The following is a 22,122-nucleotide window of genomic DNA, read 5'->3' on the forward strand; positions in this document are numbered from 1 at the left end:
CGTAATCCGACAATGTTGGCCGAAGCGAGCCACGCCGCTCCAGGCCAACATTGTCGGGTTACGTCGTTCCGGCCAACCCGCCCTACGAAATACCCTTTACTTACCCGCCGACGGACGCAGCGACACGAACTGCGACACGTCGCCGCGCCGCACCAGCACCACCGACGACTTGTTCGGGTCGAGCTTGGCGACGACGGCGTTGAACTGCTTGGCGTCCCGCACCTCGATATTGTTCACTTGCTGGATCACGTCGCCCGGCTGCACGCCGGCGCGCGCGGCGACGCCGTCGGCCGCTTCGACCAGCACGCCGACCTCAAGCGACAACTCCTTCTTCTTGACCGGCGTCAGGTCGCTCACCGTCAAGCCTAGCGCGTTGCTCGGCGCTTCGTCGCCCGGCGTCTTGCCGCCGGCCTTCTTGGCCACCTTGTCGCCCTCCAGCTCGACGATGGTGACCGGCACGTCCTGCTGCGCGCCCTTGCGCCACAGCGTGACGGTGGCGCGGCTGTTGAGCGCGGTGCCGCCAACCAGGCGCGGCAGGTCGGACGAACGCTCCACCGCCACACCGTTGAACTTCAGGATGATGTCGCCGGCCTTGATGCCGGCCTTGTCCGCGGGGCCGCCCGGCTCGACCATCGACACCTGCGCGCCCTGGGCGTTCTTCAGCCCCAGCGATTCGGCCACTTCCTTGGTCAGCTCGCCGATTTGCACGCCGATACGCCCGCGCGTGACCTTGCCCGATTTCTTCAGCTGTTCGCCAACGCGCATCGCCTCGTCGATCGGCACCGCGAACGAAATGCCGTTATAGCCGCCGGACAGGGTGGCGATCTGCGAATTGATGCCGATCACCTCGCCGCGCATATTGATCAGGGGCCCGCCGGAATTGCCGGGATTGACCGCGACGTCGCTCTGGATCAGTTGCAGGTAGTCGCCGGTGTCGCGCGACTTGGCCGAGATGATACCGGCGGTGACGGTGTTTTCCAGATTGAACGGCGAACCGATCGCGATCACCCATTCGCCGACGCGTATCTTGTTCGAATCGCCCATGGACAGGCGCGGCAGGTTGCCGCCGTCGATCTTCAGCAAGGCGACGTCGGTGCGGGCGTCGGCGCCCAGCACCTTGGCCTTGAATTCGCGCTTGTCGGTCAACGTCACGTAGACCTCGTCGGCGCCGTCGACGACGTGGGCGTTGGTCAGCACGTAGCCGTCGGCCGAAATGATGAAGCCGGAACCGACGCCACGCTGGACCTGCTCCTCCTGCGGCACGGCGCGGCGCCCGCGCGGGGCCTGCTGGCGCGGCGACGGCGACGGCGCCGGGGCGGCGCCACCACCGAAGAAGCGGCGCAGGAATTCCTGCATTTCCTCTTCGCCCGGCGCGCCCTGCCCGCCCTGGCCCTGGCCGCGGCCCATTTTCATGCGCTCGGTGGTGCGGATGTTGACGACGGCGGGGCCGACCTTCTCGATCAGGTCGGTGAAATCGGGCAAGCCGGCGACGGCGGCTGCCGCCTGCGCGGTGGGGGCCACGCCGAGTACGGCCGGCGCGAATACCATGCCGGCGCTGATCAGCAACGCGGAAAGAGTCTTGCCACCAACGGAGATTTTATTTTTCATGGACGGTATCGTGTGAGTATATTGGGTATCTTGGGCCTGGAATGGAAGAGTGCGCTGGGCGCCCTGTCGCTGCATGGCATAAGGCTATAGCCATGGTAAGCGAAAACAGAACTTGCCGCCCACACAAGGTATTGTGCGGCGGCGTTTTTTCAAGGGGGGCAGATGGTGGAATAATTAAAACCCACGGCGCAACCCCGCGGTCAGACCTGGAGGTCTGGCCCCAGGCTCTTTGCCTTGGCTTGATTTTCGGCGTGGCCGGCCCGCCAACTGAGCGGCCTTATCCAAACCGACGTTGGCGGCCACACCGTCAGGGTAGGCTGGTAACGCGGTCCGGCGCGGCGCTGGCGCCGTCGGCGCCGCTGGCTGGCGACGGCAAGGGCGCGCGCAGCGGCGGCTCGGCCGCCAGCGCCGTCGCCATGCGCGCGGCGAAGCCCTCGCTCAATTCGCCGCCGCAACCGTCCGATCGCAGCGTATGGCCAATTTGATGATACGCACTCCAAGCCGCACGCCCCTCGGGCGTGTCGAGCGCCGCGAAGGCCAGCTCGACTTCGCTGGCCGCCAGTTCACCGTCGGCCAGGGCCGAGATCGTTTCGTGCAGCTGTTTTTGCGTGTCCATCACATTTTTCCTGCCATCTCAAGAGCGTTTCGTGCGAAAAAAACCGGGCGCGGACCAGAATTGCCAAAGTCGCATCTCAATTGCCAATAATCACAGTCTTATTGCAAATAATCACTGTCTTACCAACGCTTGTCAACCGGCATATCCAATAAAGGTCGTAATTTTTCCGCAATGACTTCGCGGGCGCGAAAAATACGACTGCGCACGGTGCCGATCGGGCAGGCCATGATGTCGGAAATTTCCTCGTAGCTAAGACCTTCGATTTCACGCAGCACGATGGCGGTGCGCAACTCCAGCGGCAGCAGGTCCATCGCGGCGTTGACGGTTTCGGCGATCTGCTTGCTGGCGAGCATGGACTCTGGGGTATTGATGTCGCGCAGGTTGTCGCCGTCGTCGAAGGCCTCGGCCTGCTCGGCGTCGGTGTCGGTGGACGTCGGCGTGCGCCGGCCCTGGGTGACCAGGAAATTTTTGGCCGTGTTGATGCCGATCCGGTACAACCACGTGTAAAACGCGGAGTCGCCGCGGAAATGCCGCAAGGCCCGGTACGCTTTAATAAAAGTCTCCTGTACCACATCTTCGGCCTCCGCCGGGTCGTGCACAAGGCGCGACACCAAGCGCATCAGCCTGCGCTGATACTTTGACACCAGGACGTCAAATGCCCGTTTGTCGCCCGACTGGACACGCTCGACCAGCAGCTGATCACACTCACGTTCTGTCCTCACTCCCGATGTCCTTGGTGGCATGCAGCGCGGGCGCCGTTATAGTTATAGAGTTGGCCCGTTGCAAGAAGTTCAGTCATTCTGATTTTTTTCTCCCACTTCCCCAGCGCGAGCGGCTATCCAACGGCAAGCCACGGCAAGCGGACGGAACGCCGCGCCGGCCACGTTGCCGGGCCACAGCAGCAGCGCCAACACGGCACCGTCATCGCCGCGCAAGCGCAGCAGCAACAAGCCGGGCCACAAGGTCGATCCCGGCATCAGAACGGCTGCGCACGCGGCCCCGCCGGCCATGCCTAGGTATACCGTCTGCCGAATTTGTCCGACACCGGAAATGTCAATCCGGCGCGGCTTTGTGTTTTGGTCCGGAAAAAACAGGCACAACAACCCGCCCAGCACGCTGGCGCCGGCACCAAGCAGGCCCAGCCTGTGGCCGCCGCCGGCCAGCGCCGCGCCGGCCGCCAGCGCGCAGACGGCCAGCGCGGCCGACAACAGGCGCAGGCAGACGGACGGACGCACGACGGCAGACACCGCAATCGACATGGCACTCTTAGAGAAAGGGAATACGTCAGGCGCGCCGGCAACATGCCGGGCAAATTCAGGTGCTGGCGAACGCCAGCACCGAATCAGCGCTCATCCGATTTGACCGGAGTGAGCGCTAAAAAGTTCAGATCTTACCGAACACCAGGGTACCGTTGGTACCGCCGAAGCCGAACGAGTTCTTCACCGCGATATCGATCTTCATATTCCGCGCCGTATTGGCACAGAAGTCAAGATCGCAAGCCGGATCCTGGTTGAAGATGTTGATCGTTGGCGGCGACACCTGGTGGTGCATCGCCAACACGGTGAATACCGCCTCCAGGCCGCCTGCGCCGCCCAACAAGTGGCCGGTCATCGACTTGGTCGAATTGACCACCAGCTTGCCGGCGTGCTCGCCGAAGGTGCGCTTGATACCCGCCACCTCGGCAACGTCGCCCTGGGGCGTCGAGGTGCCGTGCGCGTTGACGTAATCGACGCGGTCGCGGTTCACGCCGGCGTTGGCCAGCGCGTTGATCATCGACTTGCTACCGCCGCTACCGTCTTCCAGCGGCGAGGTCATGTGATAAGCGTCAGCGCTCATCCCAAAACCCAGCAGTTCGGCGTAGATCTTCGCGCCACGGGCCACCGCGTGCTCGTACTCTTCCAGCACCATGACGCCGGCGCCCTCGCCCAGCACGAAGCCGTCGCGGTCGCGGTCCCAGGGACGCGACGCCGTCGCCGGATCGTCGTTGCGGGTCGACAAGGCACGGGCCGAGGCGAAACCGCCCAGACCCAGCGGCGACACGGTCGATTCGGCACCGCCGGCAATCATGACGTCGGCGTCGCCGTATTCAATCAAGCGGCCGGCCGCGCCAATGCTGTGCAAACCGGTCGTGCAAGCGGTCACGATCGCCAGGTTCGGGCCCTTCAAACCATATTTGATCGAAAGGTTGCCAGAGATCATGTTAATGATCGAGGCAGGCACGAAAAACGGCGAAATGCGGCGCGGGCCACGCTTCTCGTACTCGGCCTTGGTGTCTTCGATCAACGGCAAGCCGCCGATGCCCGAGCCGATGATGACGCCGATACGCTCGGCGTTTTCCTCGGTGACGACCAGACCGGAGTCTTGCATCGCCTGGATGCCGGCGGCCATGCCGTAATGGATAAAGGTATCCATATGGCGGGCGTCTTTACCGGGGATGTAATCCTCGATATTGAAGCCTTTGACTTCGCCTGCAAAGTGGGTCGTAAAGGGTTGCGCATCAAACTTGGTGATGCTGGCGATACCCGATTTACCCTCGAGGATTGCGCTCCACGCCTCGGCAACGGAATTGCCGACAGGTGAAACGCAACCCAGGCCGGTGATAACTACGCGACGGTTTTTAGAACGGCTCAAGCGATTCTCCTGAAGTCGGTCAGACAGCTTTAGGCCTTGACGTGTGCAGTGGCGTAATCAATCGCCTGTTGCACGGTGGTGATCTTTTCAGCTTGCTCGTCAGGGATTTCCATTTCGAATTCGTCTTCCAGTGCCATGACCAGTTCGACGGTATCCAGCGAATCAGCGCCGAGGTCATCGACGAACGAGGATTCGATCTTGATGTCTGCTTCAGCTACGCCCAGTTGCTCAGCGACGATTTTCTTAACGCGTTGTTCGATATCCGACATGTTATGGCTCCATTGTGTGTGTTACGGAAAGTGCGCGCATTTTATCAGGTTTGCGCGTTCCAATACTAATTTCGGTGACTGCTGCTAACTCGACCGAACCTGCTGCTAAAAGATGTGATTGCCCGAAAAAGCCCGCCGCCCCCTGCCCGGCGGAACGGCCGACTAGCCGCGCCGCCGCATCAATTCATATACATGCCGCCATTCACGTGCAGCGTGCTGCCGGTGATATACGCCGCTTGCGGCGACGCCAGGAAAGCGCAGGCGGCGGCGATATCTTCCGGCGTGCCCAGGCGCGCCAGCGGAATTTGCGTCAGCAAGCTGGCGTGCTGCTCCGCGCTGAGCGCCTTGGTCATGTCGGTGTCGATGAAACCGGGGGCAATGCAATTGACGGTGATGTTGCGGCTGCCGATCTCGCGCGCCAGCGCCCGGCTCATGCCCTCGACGCCGGCCTTGGCCGCCGCGTAGTTCATCTGCCCCGGATTGCCCGACGACGCCACCACCGAGGTGATGCTGATGATGCGGCCGGCCTTGGCCTTCATCATGCCGCGCAACACCGCGCGCGACAGGCGCCCGACCGCCGACAGATTGGTCGAGATGACCCTGTCCCATTCCTCGTCCTTCATGCGCATGGCCAGCTGGTCTTGCGTGATGCCGGCGTTGTTGACCAGGATCGACAGGCTGCCGTAGCTTTTCTGCACGTCGTCGACCACCGCGGCGCAGCGCGCCGGGTCGGTGACGTTGAGCACGACGCCCTTGCCGCAGTCGGCGCCGATGGCGGCCAGATACTCGGAAATGGCGGCGGCGCCGGCCTCGGTAGTGGCGGTGCCGACCACTTTGGCGCCCTGCCGGGCCAGTTCCTCGGCGATGGCGCGGCCGATGCCGCGCGAGGCGCCGGTGACCAGGGCAACTTGATTAACTAAATTCATGGATGTCCTTCACTAAATGTGGATACTGCATCAAGCAGGCGAAAATCAGTTGAGCGATGTCAGCAAGCGTTCCAATGAAGCCTGGTCGACGATGGCGTCGCCGACCAGGGTGGCGTCGATGCGCTTGGTCAAGCCCATCAGCACCTTGCCCGGGCCGCACTCGACCACCTGGGTGATACCGTCGGCGGCGACCTTCTGCATCGTCTCGACCCAGCGCACCGGACTGGCGGCCTGGCGCACCAGCGCGTCCTTGATGCCGGCCGGATCGTTGACGACACTGACGTCGACGTTGTTGATCAGGGCGATCCGCGGCGCGTTGAAGTGCAGTTCGGCCATGTACTCGCGCAAGCGGTCCGAGGCCGGCTTCAGCAGCGACGAATGGAACGGCGCCGACACCGGCAGGCGCATCGCCCGCTTGGCGCCCCTGGCCTTGGCCAGTTCGCAGGCGCGCTCGACGGCGGCGGTGTGGCCGGCGATGACCACTTGCGCGGGCGCGTTGAAGTTGACCGGTTCGACCACCCAGGCCGGGTCGGCGGCGACCGCCTCCAGGCAGGCGGCGCGCACGTCGTCGTCGGACAGGCCGAGTACGACGGCCATCGTGCCCTGCCCGACCGGCACCGCCTCCTGCATCGCCTGGGCGCGGAAGCGCACCAGCGGCAGCGCGTCCTTGAAGGCGATCACGCCGGCGGCCACCAGGGCCGAATATTCGCCCAGGCTGTGGCCGGCGACCAGCGTCGGCAGCGCGCCGCCGGCGGCGATCCAGGCGCGGTAGACGGCGACGGCGGCCGTCAGCATCACCGGCTGGGTGTTGGTGGTCAGGTCGAGTTCTTCTTTCGGACCTTCGGCGATCAGCTTGCCCAGGTCAAACTGCAGCGCGTCGGACGCTTCGGCAACGGTTTGCGCAACCACCGGGTTGCCGGCGAAACCGTCGAGCATCGCGATTGCCTGCGAACCCTGGCCGGGAAAAACAAATGCAAATTGAGTCATGCTGGTCTCTTTCCAGTTTGGGGACAGACCACGTTTTCCAAGCAATTTATTGCTTGGAAAACGTGGTCTGTCCCCGGTTTTTACATGTGGGCGAGTCCTGGCGGGAACGCCAAAACCCTACATCCTCGCCAAGACGGCGCCCCAGGTGAAGCCGCCGCCTACGCCTTCCATCATCACGTTGTCGCCTTTTTTGACGCGGCCGTCGCGCACGGCGATGTCCAGCGCCAGCGGGATCGAGGCGGCCGAGGTGTTACCGTGCTGGTCGACGGTGACGACCATTTTTTCCAGCGGCAGGCCGAGCTTCTTGGCGGTGCTGTTCATGATGCGGATGTTGGCCTGGTGCGGGATCAGCCAGTCGATCTGGTCGGCCGTCATGTTGGCGTGCGCCAGCGCTTCGAGCGCGACTTTTTCCAGCACCGAGACGGCCAGCTTGAACACCGCCGGGCCGTCCATGTGCAGGAAGGCGCTGCCCGCCACCGCGCCGCCGGCGACGCTGCCCGGCACGCTGAGGATGTGCGACTGGCGCCCGTCGGCGTGCAACTTGGCGGCCAGGATGCCCGGCTCGCGCGAGGCCGCCATGACGATCGCGCCGGCGCCGTCGCCGAACAGCACGCAGGTGCCGCGGTCGTCGAAGTTGAGGATGCGCGAAAACACTTCGGCGCCGATCACCAGCACGTTTTTGTGCATGCCCGACTTGATGAAGCTGTCGGCGGTGGCGACCGCGTAGACGAAGCCGCTACAGACGGCCTGGACGTCGACCGCGGCGCAGTGGTTGGTGATGCCGAGTTTGTTTTGAACGATGCAGGCGGTGCTGGGGAAGCTGCCGAAGAAATCCGGGGTCGAGCTGGCGACGATGATCAGGTCCAGGTCGTTCGCCTGCAAGCCGGCCATCTGCAGCGCGCTCTTGGCCGCCGCGACGCCCAGGTCGGAGGAGTTTTGCTCCGGCGCCGCGTAGTGGCGCGCCGAAATGCCGCTGCGCGAGACGATCCACTCGTCCGAGGTTTCAATGCCCTTGGCCGCCAGTTGCTCGGCCAGGTCCTGGTTGGTCACGCGCCGTTCGGGCAGGTAGCTGCCGGTGCCGATAATTTTGCTGTACAAAGTCATGCAATTACCCGTCCACTAAATAGTTGAGCTTGGTTCTTCCTGCGTTGGCATGCGCGGCATCAGCTCGGCGATCATCGTCGACAGGTGCGCTTGCACGTCGTTTTTTGCAGCATCGAAAGCGCGCCGGATGGCCCACTCGTACGAATAGGCGTCGGCGCCGCCATGGCTCTTGATGACCAGGCCGCGCAGGCCCAGCAGGCCGGCGCCATTGTAGCGCGACGGATTGAGGCGGTTGGAAATCGACTTCAACGCGCCGCGGCCGACCAGCGCGCCGAGCATCGTCAGCGGCGTGCGCTTGAACTCGGTGGTGACGACGTTCTTGAAGAAGCGCGCCATGCCCTCGACCGCCTTGAGCGTGACGTTGCCGACGAAACCGTCGCAGACGACGATGTCGACCGTGCCCTTGAAGATGTCGTTGCCTTCGACGTTGCCGAAGAAGTTCAGGGCGCCGCGCTCATGGTCCGCCCGCAACAGCTTGGCCGTTTGCTTGACCACGTCGTTGCCCTTGATGTCCTCGGTGCCGACGTTGAGCAGGCCGATGGTCGGGCGGGCAATGCCCTCCATGGCGCTGACCAGCACCGAACCCATAATGGCGAACTGGTGCAGATGGTGCGGCTCGCAATCGACGTTCGCGCCCAGGTCCAGCATGTAGGTCGGGCGGTCTTTTTGGTTCGGCAAGATGCTGCAGATGGCGGGCCGGTCGACCCCGGCCATGGTTTTGAGCACGTAGCGGGAAACGGCCATCAAGGCGCCGGTGTTGCCCGCCGAGACGCAGGCCTGGGCCTTGCCGTCCTTGACCAGCTCGATCGCCACGCGCATCGACGAGTCCTTCTTGCGGCGCAGGGCGACTTCGAGCGGATCGTCCATCGTGATTTGTTCGGAAGCGTGCACAATCGACAAGCGCGGATGCGCGTCGACCTTGTGCCTCTTTAATTCGGCGCGAATAACGTCCTGCAAACCGACCAGAATCAGTTCAGCCTCGGGTTCGTTACTCAGAAAGGAAATTGCCGCAGGAATGGTGGCGGAGGGACCGTGGTCGCCGCCCATGCAGTCGATAGAGATTTTGATTGTCATTGTTTTGATTCAGTACCGCTGGGGAAGTGCCGCGGCAAGATGACCATACGACTTGGGCGTATGCGAAAGCAGGAGCCAGCCAGAGTCAGCGTGATTCAAAATGACGGTATGCAAAAGAGGATTGCAGCCGATGAAAAAGAAAAAACGGCGCCACGTCGAAAAACCACGCAACGCCGCTTTCATCTTACCCAACAAAAACGTCGATTACTCGTCGTTTTTGGTTTTGAGCACTTTGCGACCACGATAAAAGCCGTTAGGGCTGATATGGTGACGCATGTGTGTTTCGCCAGTAACTGGCTCGACGCTCAATTGCGGCGCGACCAAAAAGTCGTGCGAACGGTGCATGCCGCGCTTGGATGGGGTTTTCTTGTTCTGTTGAACTGCCATGGTAATGACTCCTAATACATAAGTTCTAAAATTTTAGCACAATCGACTAGCAAATACATGCGAATCGAGTATCCCAGCGGCAAAGTAGTTACTTTACCGACATCGTTTAACACCTACTACATTGCCCTACACACTGCCATACTCGATTACTACACGCGTTTGACACGTTCTTTGTTGCTACTTATTCTGGTTTAAAGTCTTTCAGACCCGCGAACGGCAACTTCTTTTCCGTCGTGGCCGCGTCGAGCAGGGCCGAATCCGGACAGACCTCGTGCTTGGGCACCTGCGGCAGCGCCAGCAGGGCCTCGTCTTCGATCAACGCGGCGCCATCCATGGTGCGGCTGCCGACGATGACGTCGATGCTTTCGTCGTTGATAATTTCTTCGATTTCATCGGCGTGCTCGTCGTCTTTGGCGAGCACCAGGATGGTCGAGGCGTCAATGTCGTACGCATACGGGCTCAGGCATCGCTGGCATTCCAGCTGGACGGTGCCGGTGACGCTCAGCGTCAGCTGCGGATAACCCAGCTTGCTAGTGCCACCGTCGATGCGCCAGGCAAGCGAGCCCGACGAGTCAGCGCAATCCTTGATCAACCGGGTCATTTCGGCGACAGGCGTGACACCCTCGCGGCTCCCGTTGATGCGACAAAAGTCAAAGGCGTCGATCACAAAAGCATTCATTGGTAGAAAATTTCCCCGGAAAACCTGCGATAATAACAGGGTTTTGATCGCCGAGTCAAAGGCTGAACAGATTATTTCAGTTCCCGGCGCGCAGCCAGACGCCGAGTTTATGGCATTTTTCCATCCGCGGCAATCTTTGTCGCCACCGAATACGCAATGATACCAACTTCACACCCTTCCCGCTTGATTCTCGCGTCGACCTCGACCTACCGCAAGGAATTGCTATCCCGCCTGCGCCTGCCCTTCGAGGTGGCCGCGCCCGACCTCGACGAAAGCCCGCTGGCCGGCGAAACGCCGAGCGCGACGGCGCTGCGCCTGGCGCACGCGAAGGCCGCCGCGGTGCTGGCCAAGACGCCCGGCTGCATCGTCATCGGCTCGGACCAGGTCGCCACGCTGGACGGCGCGCAGATCGGCAAACCGGGCAACCACGCCAACGCCCTGCTGCAACTGCAAACGATGCGCGGGCGCCGGGTGGTCTTCCACACCGCGCTGTGCGTACTGGACGGGCGCCACAGCGTACCGCTGGTGCAACTGCAGGACGTCCAGACCATCGTCACGGTGCGCGACCTGCCGGACGCCGAACTGGACGCCTACCTGCGCATCGAACGGCCATACGACTGCGCCGGCAGCGCCAAGAACGAAGGCCTGGGCATCGCCATCCTGGAAAAAATCGAGAGCACCGACCCGACCGCGCTGACCGGCCTGCCGCTGATCGCGCTGACCGGCATGCTGCGCAACGCCGGCCTGGCTTTTTTCGCCGAATAAGCGCCAAACCAAGGGCAGGTGCCGCGCTCGGGCCAGAGGGTCCGACCCCTTGGCGGCGCCGCCGGCTTTCACCACGCTATTAGACTGAACACTCCATGACCAACACCACCGGCACTTTGTACCTGATCCCCAACACCCTCGGCAGCAGCGACGACGCCGACGACGCGCTGGCCCACATCATTCCCGAGAACGTACGGGCGATCACCGCGCGCCTCGACTATTTCGTCGCCGAAAACGCCAAGACCGCGCGGGCTTTCCTGAAACTGATCGCCATCAAGCATCCGCTCGCCAAGCCGCTGCAGGAGATCGCCATCGCCGAGCTGAACGTCAACACGCCGGCGCAGGCGCTGGCGGGCCTGCTGGCGCCGCTGCTGGCCGGCCGGGACGCCGGCCTGGTGTCGGAGGCCGGCGTGCCGGCCGTGGCCGACCCCGGCGCCGACCTGGTGCGCCTGGCGCACCAGCGCGGCATTACCGTCAAGCCGCTGGTGGGGCCGTCGTCGCTACTGCTGGCCGTCATGGCGAGCGGCCTGAACGGCCAAAGCTTCGCCTTCAACGGCTACCTGCCGACCGACGCCGCGCTGCGCGCGAAACGCATCAAGGAACTGGAAAACCGCTCGCGCGGCGAAAAGCAGACCCAGTTGTTCATCGAGACGCCCTACCGCAACGCGGCGATGCTCGACGCGCTGGTCGGCAACTGCCAGGCCGGCACGCTGATCTGCGTGGCAACCGACCTGAGCCTGGAAACGGAGTCGATCAAAACGATGACGGGCGCGCAGTGGAAAGGCCTGCTTGGCGCGGGCAAAACGCCCGACTTCCACAAGAAACCGACGGTATTCCTGCTGCTGGCGCAGTAGTCAATGCGCCAGGCTGACGCCGTCGACATAGTCGTTGACCCACTCGAACGCGGCAATCTGGATCGCATTCAAGTCGGCGGCCGACAGGCGCAGGCCGCGCAGGATGGCGACCAGCTCCGGGCCGCACTCGGCGTTCTCGACGCGCTCGACCAGGTTCAGCATGCTGCCATAGTCGCCGCGGCGGAACAGCAAGGCGTCGCGCACCTCGTTTTGCACCTTGACGGTGGCGACGACGTCGCTCATCCGTATTGAGAACAGCGCGTCCATCAGCGACATGATGCCGACGGTAAAACCGACGTCGGCGCAATTGCGCTGGCCCGGACGCAACTTTTCCATCATCAGTTCAAGCAGCTTGCCGCGCGTCGTCGCCAGCTGCAACAACGGCGACGTGAATTGCTGGGCCGCGCCCGGCTTCACATACAGCAGGATCTGCAGCCAGCGCTGCAACTGGCGCCGGCCCAGCACGATCAGGGCCTGGCCCAAGGTATCGATGCGCACGCGCGCGCCGACCGCCGGCGTGTTCACCAGGCGCAGCAGGTTCAGGCTGATCAGCGCGTCGTGCTTGATGCAGCGTTCAAGTTCGACGTTGTCGGCCTCGGCGTTGACCAGGTCGAGCAAACGCAGGATCGCCAGCTCGGACGGGGCGATTTTCTTGCCGCTCAAAATGACAGGGCGGGCGAAATAATATCCCTGGAAAAATTCAAAGCCCAGCTCCAGGCAGTGCTTGAACTGGGCCAGCGTTTCCACTTTTTCGGCCAACAACTTTTGCTTCGAGCCGCTCAGCAACAGCGCCAGCGTCGTCAGCGCGTCCGACGGCATGTGCTGGATATCGACCTTGATCACATCGACCAGCGGCGCCAGCTTTTGCACGTCCTCCGAGGCCGACACCACGTCGTCGAGGGCGAACTTGAAACCGGCCGCCTTCAGCTCGCGCACGCGCGCCAGCACCTCCGGGGTCGCCTTGACGGTTTCCAGGATTTCCAGGATAACTTTACTATTCGGAAGAAAACGGATGAAGTCGCTCATCAGAGCGACCGTATCGACATTAATATAGGCCAACTGCCGCCCCACCACCCGCTCCATACCCAGGTCGGACGCGTGGGCGATCACGGTGGCGGTGGCGGCCGCGTCGTCGACGACGTCGGCGGCATCGCAGTGCGCGTTACGAAACAACAATTCGTACGCCACCAGGCGCTGGTCGCGATTCAGGATAGGCTGTCGCGCCAGGAAGAAATGATTGAAAAATGGTTGTCGCACTGGCACCAACGTCGCTGCATCGGTCGTCATGGGATACCCCGCCAACGATAGTCACGCTTGGCCGCATCATGGTTGCAGCTTGACCGGGGGCTGGCGGACTGCGCCCTCCCCTGAGTCAAAACTATACGCCACATTAGCGATTTAACAGGTTTCATTGATAAGCGACTTAAGGACGACGCGGTCCGGTGTTGCGTGGCGGCCTCGCGCCGCTGCCGGCCGGACGCGCGGCGCCGCCGGTGGCCGGGCCGCTCGGACGGCCGCTGGTGGCGGCGGGACGCGGCGTCGAACCGTCCTTGCGCGCCGGCGCCGCGCCTGGCTGGCGCAGCGAACCGCCCGCGCGCGGCAGCGACGACAAGGCCCGCACCGGCCCGGTGCCCTTGCCGCGCATGGGACCGGAGCCGACTTCCAGCTCGAATTTCGCGCCATCGTCGCGGCCCAGCACCTTCACCAGGTACGGCATGATTTCACGCAGCATCGGCTCCAAGGTGTACGGCGGATTGATTACATACATGCCGCTGCTGTGCAGGCCGAAACCGTCCGGCGCGGGCGTGTTGACGGTCAGCGTCACGTGTAGCCAATTGGTGGCCGGCAACTGGCTCAGCTTGGGCGCGAACTGGCGCGACTCCATGCGCTGCAGCACCGGATACCAGACCGCGTAAGTACCGGTCGGAAAACGCACCAGCGCATCGGCCAGCGTGTCCTTGACCTTGCGGTAATCCATCTTGTCTTCGTACGGCGGGTCGATCAAGACCAGCGCGCGGCGCGACGGCGGCGGCAGCAAGGCCTTCAGACCGAGGAAACCGTCGGCCTTGGTGATCATCACGCGGCGGCCGCGCGAACTCGGGCGCTGGCCCTGCTCGGCGGCGTGCGCCTCGACCTTGCGAAAATTATCGGCCAAAATCTTGGCGTCGGCCGGATGCAACTCGAACAGGCGCAGGCGATCTTCCTCGCGCATCACCTGGTCGGCGCAATACGGCGAACCCGGGTAATAGCGCATCTTGCCGCTTGGATTCATCGCCTTGACCAGATTGACATACTCGGCCAGGGCCGGCGGCAGGTCGGTGCGGTCCCACAGCGGCGCGATACCGGTTTCGAACTCGGCGTTCTTGGACGCGTAACCGCCGTCGAGCGCATACACGCCGGCGCCCGAATGGGTATCGATATAGCTGTAGGCCGTATCTTTCTGATTCATGTACTGCAGCAGCTGGATCTGCACAAAGTGCTTCAACACATCAGCGTGATTACCAGCGTGAAAGGCGTGGCGGTAACTCAACATAAGCTTGGTAATTCCATAAAAATATAATGATCAGAGGGGCGCTGCAGATCCCGCCAGGCGAGGCATCGGAACAAAGGGATGGTCAAGAAAAAGCAAAGGGCAGCGAAAACAGCGCGTAATTACCAGCATTATCCACTAAAACGGCCGGCAACGACAAAAAAAGCCGCAGCGCGGGGCAACGCAACAACCCCGGGGGCAGGTCGCGAAATGACGGTGTTGCCGCATCGACCCCGGGCCCAGGGCTCGAAAGCGAACGCCCCGCGAACCCGCCACCGCATTTCAACCCAACAACAAAAGCGCCATGTCGAGACCGGCCCCCGGGGGTGTAGGCTTGCCTCAGGCGACTTTTTTGACGTCGAAGAATTGTTCGGCTTCGGTCGCGCAATGCAGCGCAGTGGTCGAACTTTGCCCTTGCCGGATCGCTTGGGTGACGGCGTCGAAGTAGCCGGCGCCCACTTCGCGCTGGTGTTTAACGGCGGTGAAGCCTTTTTCGGCGGCGGCGAATTCGGCTTCTTGCAGTTCGACAAAGGCGCTCATGTGTTGACGGGCGTAGCCGTGCGCCAGGTTGAACATGCCGTAGTTGAGCGCGTGGAATCCAGCCAGGGGGATGAACTGGAATTTGTAGCCCATCGCGCCCAGTTCTCGTTGGAACTTGGCGATAGTGGCGTCGTCGAGGTTCTTTTTCCAGTTGAACGATGGCGAGCAGTTGTACGCCAGCATTTTGCCGGGGAATCTGGCGCGCACGGCTTCGGCGAATTTTTTCGCGAAGGCCAGGTCCGGTTTGCCGGTTTCACACCAGACCAGGTCGGCGTACGGCGCGTACGCCAGCGCGCGCGCGATCGCCTGGCCGATGCCGGGACGGGTTTTGTAGAAGCCTTCTACGGTCCGCTCGCCGGTGCGGAACGGCCGGTCGTTGTCGTCCACGTCCGAGCTCAGCAGGTCGGCCGCTTCGGCGTCGGTGCGGGCGATCACCAGCGTCGAGGTGCCCATGACGTCGGCCGCCAGGCGTGCCGCGGTCAGTTTTTCCACCGCTTCGCGCGTTGGCACCAGCACTTTGCCGCCCATGTGGCCGCATTTCTTGACCGGCGCCAGTTGGTCTTCGAAGTGGACGCCGGCGGCGCCGGCGTCGATCATCGATTTCATCAGTTCGTAGGCGTTCAGCACGCCGCCGAAGCCGGCTTCGGCGTCGGCCACGATGGGCGCGAAGAAGTCGATGTCGTCCTTGCCCTCGGACCATTGGATCTGGTCGGCGCGGGTGAAGGTGTTGTTGATGCGTTTGACGACGCTCGGCACCGAGTTCGCCGGGTACAGCGATTGGTCCGGGTACATTTCGCCGGCGTTGTTGGCGTCGCCGGCAACTTGCCAACCCGACAGGTAGATGGCCTTCAAGCCGGCCTTGACTTGTTGCATGGCTTGGTTGCCGGTCAGCGCGCCCAGGGCGTTGACGAAGGGTTCGTGCTGAAGCAGCGTCCACAGCTTTTCCGCGCCGCGCTTGGCCAGCGTGTGCTCGATCCGCAGCGAACCGCGCAGGCGCACCACGTCGTCGGCCGTGTAGTTGCGTACCACGCCCTTCCAGCGCGGGTTGCCGTCCCAGTCTTCTTGCAGTTCCGCCACTTGCTGTTCACGCGTTGCCATGGTTGCCCTCCTATTCACACAAAAAATTGAAAACAAAATCCGTTCAACAAATGATAGGCCATTTGTGCGGAGCAGCAATAGTCTTCTATAAGACATACAAGTGAGAGAATTGTCTTACTATTCATGCACTTAAAATTGCGGTTTCACGATGTGGCACTAAATTCCTGGTAGTGGGAGGTGAAGGAATATCCTCCCGCCGAAATTTTCCACAATGTGAAACAAGCCGCGCGCATCGTGAAAAAAGCCGCACCCGCACAAGGGACGCCCCCCCGAATAGCGCCAGCCTATGTTGCAGGAAACGCCAGCCGCCCGCGGCCCCAAAAATATTCAACAAAACTATGCTTAAGGTCAAAAAATACTGGTATCATTGCTAACATCAATTGACATACATCAACTTTTTTTGCCAAAATACATTACGGGGAAAACATTATGTACAAACGAATTCAAGCTATCATCGCCTCCTCGCTGTTGATCGCCGGCTTCGCCGCCGCTCCAGCTTTCGCCGCTCCGGCAAGTCTGCCGTCATGCAGCGCCACCACGCTGACCGACACCCAGCCGGGTTATGTCGCCTGCATCGGCGCCAACAGCGGCAACATGGACAACCAGCTCAGCACCATTTACGCCAAGATGGCCACCAGCGTCGCCCGCGGCGGCTTCGGCTTCTCGACCAACACCTATTTCAGCAGCGAAAATTTCAGCGCCCTCAAGAATCCATTCTCGCAAAACGAAGGCAACAACGATGACGGCGTCATCAACTTCGACAAAGCGCTGACCGGCTCGTTTGTACTGGGTCTGAAACAAGGTAACGCTTACTCGCTGTACCTGTTCAACGGCAACCTGGTCGCCGGCGGCATTTCCAGCATTAAATACGACACCAACGGCGTCAAGGCCGGTAGCGGTTCGGTCCTGTCGCACGCCGGTTTCTTCGGCACGCCAGTGTCGGCCGTGCCTGAAGCCGATACCTACGCCATGCTGCTGGCCGGCTTGGGCATGATCGGCTTCGTCGCCCGCCGCCGCAAAGCCAAGTAATCATCGCTCTAGCGCGGCAGCCTCCCGGCCGCGCGAAAAAAAATGCCCCGTCGTCAAACGGGGCATTTTTTTGTCCGGCGCAAGCGCGCCGGCTCAGGCCAGCTTCTGTTGCGCCACCAGGATGCCGTCGGCGTCGGCGTAGATCCAGTCGCCCGGGTTGACCGGCACGCCGCAGATGTGGACCCGCACGTTGCGCTCGCCCGCACCTTTCTTGCCGCTTTTCCGCGGATGGGCGGCCAGCGCGCGCACGCCGATTTCGCAGGCGTCGATTTCCTCGCTGTCGCGGATGCAGCCGTCGACGACGATGCCGGACCAGCCGTTATCCTGCGCCAGCAGGCCGAGCTGTCCACCCACCAGCGCGCGGCGCAGGCTGCCGCCGCCGTCGATGACGAGGACGTTGCCGTTGCCCTGGGTTTCCAGCATCGCGCGCACCAGCGCGTTGTCCTCGAAGACCTTCAGGGTGGTGACGCGGCCGCTGAAGCGCACTTGTTTGCCGAAATGGCGAAACAGCGGCGGCAGCACGGCCAGCCTGCCGTCCTCCAGCAATTGGCCGTTGTCGTCGCACAGGTCGGTGGTAGCAAAAGTCATGGTCAGGTCCGCTCGGTTATCAAGATGCCGACAATTCTAAGCGTTTTGCAGTCGCACCGCGCGGGTTTTGCCGCCCAGCCCCACCGCCGTGACGATCGCCAGCCCCTGGAACAGGGCGATGCAGACGAAGACCCAGGCCGGGCGGTTGGCGTCCATCAACGCGCCGAACAGCAGCGGGCCGAGCGCCAGACCGCTGTCGAGGCCGGAATACACGACGCCGTAGACGCGGCCGGTGGCGTGCTTCGGCGCCGCCGCCTTGATCATCAGGTCGCGCGACGGTCCGGCGATGCCGGCGGCGAAACCAATCGCGCCCATCAGCGCCACGGCGGCCCAGGCCGGCACGACGGCGGCGGCCAGCAACAGCGCCAGCAGCGCCGCGACGGCGAACGCGACGGCGATGGTGCGGTCGTGCTGGCCGCTGTTGGCGCCGAGGAATCCGCCCAGCGCCATGCCGAGCGCCGACGCCAGCATGTAGGCGGTGTAGGCGCTGGTGGCCCACGCCAGCGACATGCCGTACAACGCCACCAGGCTGACCGAGGCGAAGCTTTGGATGCCGCCCAGGGCGACGGCGGTGATCAGGAAGAAGGCAAAGCACATCCACACCGATTGCAGGCGCAGGAAGGCCAGCGTGCCGGCGCCACCGCGCCCGGCCGGGTGGGCGGCGACGACGTCGGGGCGCAGCGCGTCGCGGTTCAGGAACAACACCAGCAGCACGGCGAACGGCAGCAGCGCCGCGTACAGCAGCGCGTGGCGCCAACCGGCCTGGCTGGCGACGAAGGTCAGGAACAGCGGCGCCGCGGCCCAGCCGATGTTGCCGCTGATGCCGTGCACCGAGAAGCCGTGCGCCAGGCGCGCCGGCGACACGCGCTGGTTCAGCAAGGTGTAGTCGGCCGGGTGGAACACGCTGTTGCCGACCCCGGCCAGCATGGCGCCCAGCAGCAGCGCCGGGTAGCTGTTGGCGCCGGCCAGCAGCAGCGCCGACAGGCCCAGCATGGCGACGCCGGAAAACAGCACGGCGCGCGCGCCGACGCGGTCGACGACGAAGCCGGCCAGCGCCTGGCCGACGCCGGAGACGACGAAAAAAACCGTCATCAGCAGCCCCAGCTCGGCGTAGCTCAGGGCGAAGGCCGGTTTCAGCCATGGAAACAACGCGGCCAAAATCAGATGGTAGAAATGCGACACGCCGTGCGCCAGGCCGACCAGGCCGATCACGCGCGCATCCTGGCGCAAGCTTATTGTGCTCATATTGACCCCGGCATCTAGTATGTAGGTCTAGTGTAGATAAAGTGGCATCGACTGTTTCGAGATAAAGGGACATAATTTATCGAATTCACGCCAACCCGAACAGGAAGCGCATGGCCATCCCGATTCTGACCCACACGCGCCCGTGCCCGCCCGGCAAGGCCCCGACTCCGGAGCGGCCGGTGACGCTGATCGCGCGCGACCTGCAGGCCGACGAGTTCCTCAGCCCGCACCAGCACAGCTGGGGACAGGTCACGTTCGCGCTCGAGGGCGTGCTGCGCGTGACGGCCTTGAACAGCAGCTGGATCGTGCCGCCGCTGCGGGCGATCTGGATCGCGCCGCACGTGGTGCACGAGGTGACGGTGTTGGAAAAAGCCCGACTGCGCCCGCTGTGCGTGCTGGCCGAACGGGCGCCGTTCGCCGGCACCCATTGCAAGGTGTTGGAAGTGTCGAGCCTGCTGCGCGAGCTGATCGTCGCGCTGGGCCAGCTCGATCCCGGCGAGGCGCCGGCGCGCGAGGCGATGCTGGCGGCGCTGATCCTCGACGAACTGGGGCGCTCGGCGACCCGGCCGATCCGCGTGCCGCTGCCGGAGGACAAGCGGCTGAAGGCCTTGTGCGGCGGCTTGCTCGACAACCCCGGCAGCAACCTGACGCTGGAAGACTGGGCGCGCCAGGTCGGCGCGTCCGAGCGCACGCTGGCGCGCCTGTTCGAGCGCGAGCTGGGCCTGAGCTTCGGCCAGTGGCGCCAGCAGGTGCGGCTGGCGCACGCCGCGCCGATGATCGCCCGCGGCATGCCGCTGGCGCAGGTGGCCGAGGAACTGGGCTACGCCAGCCAGTCGGCGTTCTCGGCCATGTTCAAGAAAACCTTCGGCAGCTCGCCGTCGGCGTTTTTCGCCGACGGCCACGGCGGCCGAGGCGCAACGCCGGCATGTTAGCGTTGCGGCCCCGCGCGGGCGTCGGCGGCGGCAAAAGGAAGGGCGCCGGCGGCGGCGACCGGCAAGGCCCACACGCTATGCGGGTCGCCGCCCAAGCCGCGGCGCAGCGTCGCCCGCGCCATGCGCCAGTAGCAAGCAGCCGCCAGCAGCGCCACGGCGTCGACCGCGAAGACCCGCCACTGGCCCTGCCACAGCGTGCGCAGCAGATGCTCGCCGCTGGCCCAGCCGTTGGCCAGCGGAATGGCCGCGGTCAACAGCGCGCACAGCAGCAGCAATTCGTGGCCGGCGCGCGCCGGCGGCCGCGCGAACGCCCACGCCACGCTCAGCAGGAACACGCCATAGTAGCCGCGCTCCTCCCACACGGCCAAGCCGCCCCAGCCTTGCGGCGCCAGCTTGTTGACCAGGAAGATCGCCGAGATACCGGCGATGCAGCCGAGGCAGACGCCCAGCGTCAACTGCGCCATCAGACGCGTGTTGCGGGCCTGCTCAAGCTGGTGGCGCTTGCGGCGCCCCTCGACCCACAGTAAATTGCCGCTATAGAACAGGAAGGCGCCCGCCAGCCCCAGCGCGAAGTACACCCATTGCATCGCGGCGCCGCCAAAATTGCCGAAATGCAGAACCGACAGGCCGCGCAGGAAAGCGTTGCCCGCGCTCATGTTGTCGGGCTGTACCACGCGCAACACCGCGCCGCTGCTGCCGTTCAAGGCCACCCCGGCCTGGTTGTTGAGGGCGCGCCCGGCATGGCTACCGTACACTTCGACCTGGACACTGCTGTCGCCGACGTGGTCGTAGCGCATCGACTTCGCCTCCATGCCCGGCGCCGCCGCCTGCGCGCGCGCCAGCAAGACCTGCGCCGGCAGCAGCGGCGCGCGCTTGCCGGTCTCGACGGGGTGCGCCGCCAGGCTCAGCTCGGGCTGTATGATATTGAGCAATTTGCCGTCGAACACCAGGAATTGGAACGGCGCCAGCATCAGCGTGCCAATCGTCAGCACCGCCCCGCTCCAGGCAAAGATCACGTGGAACGGCAGCGACAGCATGCCGATGGCGTTGTGCGCGTCCTGCCAGAACAGTTTCAGATTCTTGCCCGCCCTCAGCGCGAACAGGTTTTTCATCATCGCCGGCGCGTAGATGAGCACGCCGCTAAGCAGCGCCACGCCGTACAGCACGCACACCACGCCCAGCACGTAGATACCCCACGAGCGCGGCAACCCGGCGGTGTAATGCAACTGATACACCAGCGCGGCCAGCTCCGACTGCGCCGCGTGCTCGACCAGGCGGCCCTCTTGCGACAGGCTGAAGCGGTGCGTCAGCGCCGCGGCGGCCTTGCGCTCCTCGTACCACGCCAACACCAGGCGCGGCTCGTCGGGACCCGGCAGTTGCAGGCGGAAGCCGTCGGCCGCCGCGGGATGGGCTTGCAACACCGCGTCGATCAAGGGCTGGGCCAGCGCCATCGATTGCGGCGGCAGGCCGCGCGCGTCGTGGCGCTCCCACGCATGCAGTTGATCGGTAAACACCGTGATCGACCCGGCGTAAAAGGCGATGAACAGCGCCAGGCCCGCCACCAGCCCGACCCAGGTATGTACTTTGAGAAACACGCGTAAGGTCGACGATGTCATACGGGCAGACTCACCAGACCGGACGTTTTGACGAGATGCATCAGGGCGAAGCACAGCGCCGTCGCCGCGCCCATCCAGGCCCAGGCGCGCAGACCGCTTTGAAACAGGAAGGCGGCGGCGATGCAGCCGACCCAGATCGGGAAAAACAGCAGTAGCATCGGCAGCGTGCGCGCCTCCCAGCTGCCCGGCCCGAGCAGCGCGACCAGGCCAACCAGGCCGACCGCCAGGGGAAAGCCGAGCAAGCCGGCCGCCAGCGATTTAGCCCACATTGCGCGTTCTCCGGTACAGGTCCACGTACGGCAAGGCCACCAGCGCCAGCATCAAGACGGCCAGCGCGGCGAACAGGCCGGCGCAGAAACCCAGTGGCGCGGCGGCCGCGGCGACGGCGCCGGCACCGCCCAGCGCGCCGGCGGCGCGCAGGCTGCGCGCATGGCCGAGCCCGCCGCGCCACAGCCGCTGGTGCGGCGAGGCCAGGTAAAAGCACAGGGCGGCAAGCCCGGCGACCAATAGATACGCGTTGTTCATAGTCTCTTCCGCTGAAAGCCGATACCTGCGCGCGGCAGGCGGATATTGCAATAAAGTTACAATTGTAAATGAGAATGAGAACGATTGGCAATTCAAATAGTGCGATCGTAAGAAATATC

The 22,122-nt window shown here is 63.7% G+C and carries 24 protein-coding genes; 4 read left to right on the forward strand and 20 right to left on the reverse strand.

The annotated features are described in order from the left end of the window. Positions 1-96: 96 nt before the first annotated feature. The 12 genes from JANGC3_RS0110495 to JANGC3_RS0110545 all read right to left on the reverse strand — a co-directional run bounded on the left by JANGC3_RS0110495 (position 97) and on the right by JANGC3_RS0110545 (position 10,281). Positions 97-1,608 carry a DegQ family serine endoprotease gene (locus JANGC3_RS0110495; RefSeq protein ID WP_035787603.1) on the reverse strand — a complete coding sequence of 504 codons (1,512 nt, stop codon included), beginning with the start codon at positions 1,606-1,608 and terminating at the stop codon, positions 97-99. 307 nt (positions 1,609-1,915) lie between these two features. Further along, a complete protein-coding gene (locus JANGC3_RS0110500; RefSeq protein WP_035788545.1) occupies positions 1,916-2,224 on the reverse strand; it encodes a sigma-E factor negative regulatory protein in 309 nt (102 codons plus the stop codon). A 119-nt stretch (positions 2,225-2,343) separates the two neighbouring features. Beyond that, positions 2,344-2,946, reverse strand: a complete 603-nt coding sequence (gene rpoE / locus JANGC3_RS0110505) for an RNA polymerase sigma factor RpoE (RefSeq protein WP_026132821.1) — start codon at positions 2,944-2,946, stop codon at positions 2,344-2,346. Positions 2,947-3,015: 69 nt separating this feature from the next. Further along, a complete protein-coding gene (locus JANGC3_RS0110510) occupies positions 3,016-3,483 on the reverse strand; it encodes a hypothetical protein (RefSeq protein WP_017876447.1) in 468 nt (155 codons plus the stop codon). 124 nt (positions 3,484-3,607) lie between these two features. Beyond that, entirely contained in the window at positions 3,608-4,855 is a 1,248-nt protein-coding gene (fabF, locus tag JANGC3_RS0110515; protein ID WP_026132822.1) for a beta-ketoacyl-ACP synthase II, read from the reverse strand. A 29-nt stretch (positions 4,856-4,884) separates the two neighbouring features. After that, positions 4,885-5,124: an acyl carrier protein gene (gene acpP, locus JANGC3_RS0110520; RefSeq protein WP_008449912.1), complete on the reverse strand. Its 240-nt coding sequence runs from the start codon at positions 5,122-5,124 to the stop codon at positions 4,885-4,887. Between the two features lie 179 nt (positions 5,125-5,303). Continuing rightward, entirely contained in the window at positions 5,304-6,050 is a 747-nt protein-coding gene (gene fabG / locus JANGC3_RS0110525; protein WP_017876450.1) for a 3-oxoacyl-ACP reductase FabG, read from the reverse strand. A gap of 45 nt (positions 6,051-6,095) precedes the next feature. After that, on the reverse strand, positions 6,096-7,037 hold the full coding sequence (fabD, locus tag JANGC3_RS0110530; RefSeq protein WP_026132823.1) for an ACP S-malonyltransferase: 942 nt from the start codon (positions 7,035-7,037) through the stop codon (positions 6,096-6,098). A gap of 117 nt (positions 7,038-7,154) precedes the next feature. After that, the gene (locus JANGC3_RS0110535; RefSeq protein ID WP_017876452.1) at positions 7,155-8,141 is read right to left on the reverse strand and encodes a beta-ketoacyl-ACP synthase III; all 987 of its coding nucleotides are present in this window, start codon (positions 8,139-8,141) and stop codon (positions 7,155-7,157) included. Between the two features lie 15 nt (positions 8,142-8,156). After that, complete coding sequence (gene plsX / locus JANGC3_RS0110540) at positions 8,157-9,215, reverse strand: phosphate acyltransferase PlsX (RefSeq protein ID WP_017876453.1); 1,059 nt, start codon at positions 9,213-9,215, stop codon at positions 8,157-8,159. A 204-nt stretch (positions 9,216-9,419) separates the two neighbouring features. Beyond that, the gene (gene rpmF / locus JANGC3_RS31450; protein ID WP_034749653.1) at positions 9,420-9,602 is read right to left on the reverse strand and encodes a 50S ribosomal protein L32; all 183 of its coding nucleotides are present in this window, start codon (positions 9,600-9,602) and stop codon (positions 9,420-9,422) included. A 181-nt stretch (positions 9,603-9,783) separates the two neighbouring features. After that, positions 9,784-10,281 (reverse strand): YceD family protein, encoded by a 498-nt coding sequence (locus tag JANGC3_RS0110545; RefSeq protein ID WP_017876454.1) that lies wholly within the window; start codon positions 10,279-10,281, stop codon positions 9,784-9,786. A gap of 156 nt (positions 10,282-10,437) precedes the next feature. On the opposite strand from JANGC3_RS0110545, the gene JANGC3_RS0110550 reads away from it, so the two are divergent. Both JANGC3_RS0110550 and JANGC3_RS0110555 read left to right on the forward strand, forming a co-directional pair. After that, positions 10,438-11,046 carry a Maf family nucleotide pyrophosphatase gene (locus tag JANGC3_RS0110550; protein ID WP_026132824.1) on the forward strand — a complete coding sequence of 203 codons (609 nt, stop codon included), beginning with the start codon at positions 10,438-10,440 and terminating at the stop codon, positions 11,044-11,046. A gap of 95 nt (positions 11,047-11,141) precedes the next feature. Then, a complete protein-coding gene (locus JANGC3_RS0110555) occupies positions 11,142-11,900 on the forward strand; it encodes an SAM-dependent methyltransferase (protein ID WP_017876456.1) in 759 nt (252 codons plus the stop codon). Here JANGC3_RS0110555 and JANGC3_RS0110560 read toward each other — a convergent pair whose 3' ends face one another. The 3 genes from JANGC3_RS0110560 to aceA all read right to left on the reverse strand — a co-directional run bounded on the left by JANGC3_RS0110560 (position 11,901) and on the right by aceA (position 16,068). Then, positions 11,901-13,187, reverse strand: a complete 1,287-nt coding sequence (locus tag JANGC3_RS0110560; RefSeq protein ID WP_035787611.1) for an EAL and HDOD domain-containing protein — start codon at positions 13,185-13,187, stop codon at positions 11,901-11,903. It abuts the gene before it with no gap. 136 nt (positions 13,188-13,323) lie between these two features. Beyond that, entirely contained in the window at positions 13,324-14,349 is a 1,026-nt protein-coding gene (locus JANGC3_RS0110565; protein ID WP_232429686.1) for a 23S rRNA (adenine(2030)-N(6))-methyltransferase RlmJ, read from the reverse strand. 420 nt (positions 14,350-14,769) lie between these two features. Next, complete coding sequence (gene aceA / locus JANGC3_RS0110570) at positions 14,770-16,068, reverse strand: isocitrate lyase (RefSeq protein WP_017876459.1); 1,299 nt, start codon at positions 16,066-16,068, stop codon at positions 14,770-14,772. Between the two features lie 429 nt (positions 16,069-16,497). Between aceA and JANGC3_RS33245 the strand changes: the two genes are divergently transcribed. Then, positions 16,498-17,097, forward strand: a complete 600-nt coding sequence (locus tag JANGC3_RS33245) for a PEP-CTERM sorting domain-containing protein (protein ID WP_017876460.1) — start codon at positions 16,498-16,500, stop codon at positions 17,095-17,097. Positions 17,098-17,190: 93 nt separating this feature from the next. Here JANGC3_RS33245 and rraA read toward each other — a convergent pair whose 3' ends face one another. Both rraA and JANGC3_RS0110585 read right to left on the reverse strand, forming a co-directional pair. Further along, positions 17,191-17,685: a ribonuclease E activity regulator RraA gene (rraA, locus tag JANGC3_RS0110580; protein WP_017876461.1), complete on the reverse strand. Its 495-nt coding sequence runs from the start codon at positions 17,683-17,685 to the stop codon at positions 17,191-17,193. A 36-nt stretch (positions 17,686-17,721) separates the two neighbouring features. Then, on the reverse strand, positions 17,722-18,930 hold the full coding sequence (locus JANGC3_RS0110585; protein WP_017876462.1) for an MFS transporter: 1,209 nt from the start codon (positions 18,928-18,930) through the stop codon (positions 17,722-17,724). 110 nt (positions 18,931-19,040) lie between these two features. Between JANGC3_RS0110585 and JANGC3_RS0110590 the strand changes: the two genes are divergently transcribed. Beyond that, entirely contained in the window at positions 19,041-19,862 is an 822-nt protein-coding gene (locus tag JANGC3_RS0110590) for a helix-turn-helix transcriptional regulator (RefSeq protein ID WP_017876463.1), read from the forward strand. On the opposite strand, the gene JANGC3_RS0110595 is transcribed toward JANGC3_RS0110590, so the two are convergent. Genes JANGC3_RS0110595 through JANGC3_RS0110605 form a run of 3 tightly spaced genes read right to left on the reverse strand, consistent with a single transcriptional unit; the run spans position 19,859 to position 22,003 of the window. Then, positions 19,859-21,457, reverse strand: a complete 1,599-nt coding sequence (locus tag JANGC3_RS0110595; protein WP_232429687.1) for a PepSY-associated TM helix domain-containing protein — start codon at positions 21,455-21,457, stop codon at positions 19,859-19,861. The genes JANGC3_RS0110590 and JANGC3_RS0110595 overlap by 4 nt on opposite strands. A gap of 17 nt (positions 21,458-21,474) precedes the next feature. After that, positions 21,475-21,747 carry a hypothetical protein gene (locus JANGC3_RS0110600; protein ID WP_017876465.1) on the reverse strand — a complete coding sequence of 91 codons (273 nt, stop codon included), beginning with the start codon at positions 21,745-21,747 and terminating at the stop codon, positions 21,475-21,477. Next, a complete protein-coding gene (locus JANGC3_RS0110605) occupies positions 21,737-22,003 on the reverse strand; it encodes a hypothetical protein (RefSeq protein ID WP_017876466.1) in 267 nt (88 codons plus the stop codon). Before JANGC3_RS0110605 ends, JANGC3_RS0110600 begins: the two co-directional genes overlap by 11 nt. Between the last annotated feature and the right edge of the window lie 119 nt (positions 22,004-22,122).

The organism is Janthinobacterium sp. CG3 (assembly GCF_000344615.1).
In the GTDB taxonomy this organism is placed as follows: Bacteria; Pseudomonadota; Gammaproteobacteria; order Burkholderiales; family Burkholderiaceae_D; genus Janthinobacterium.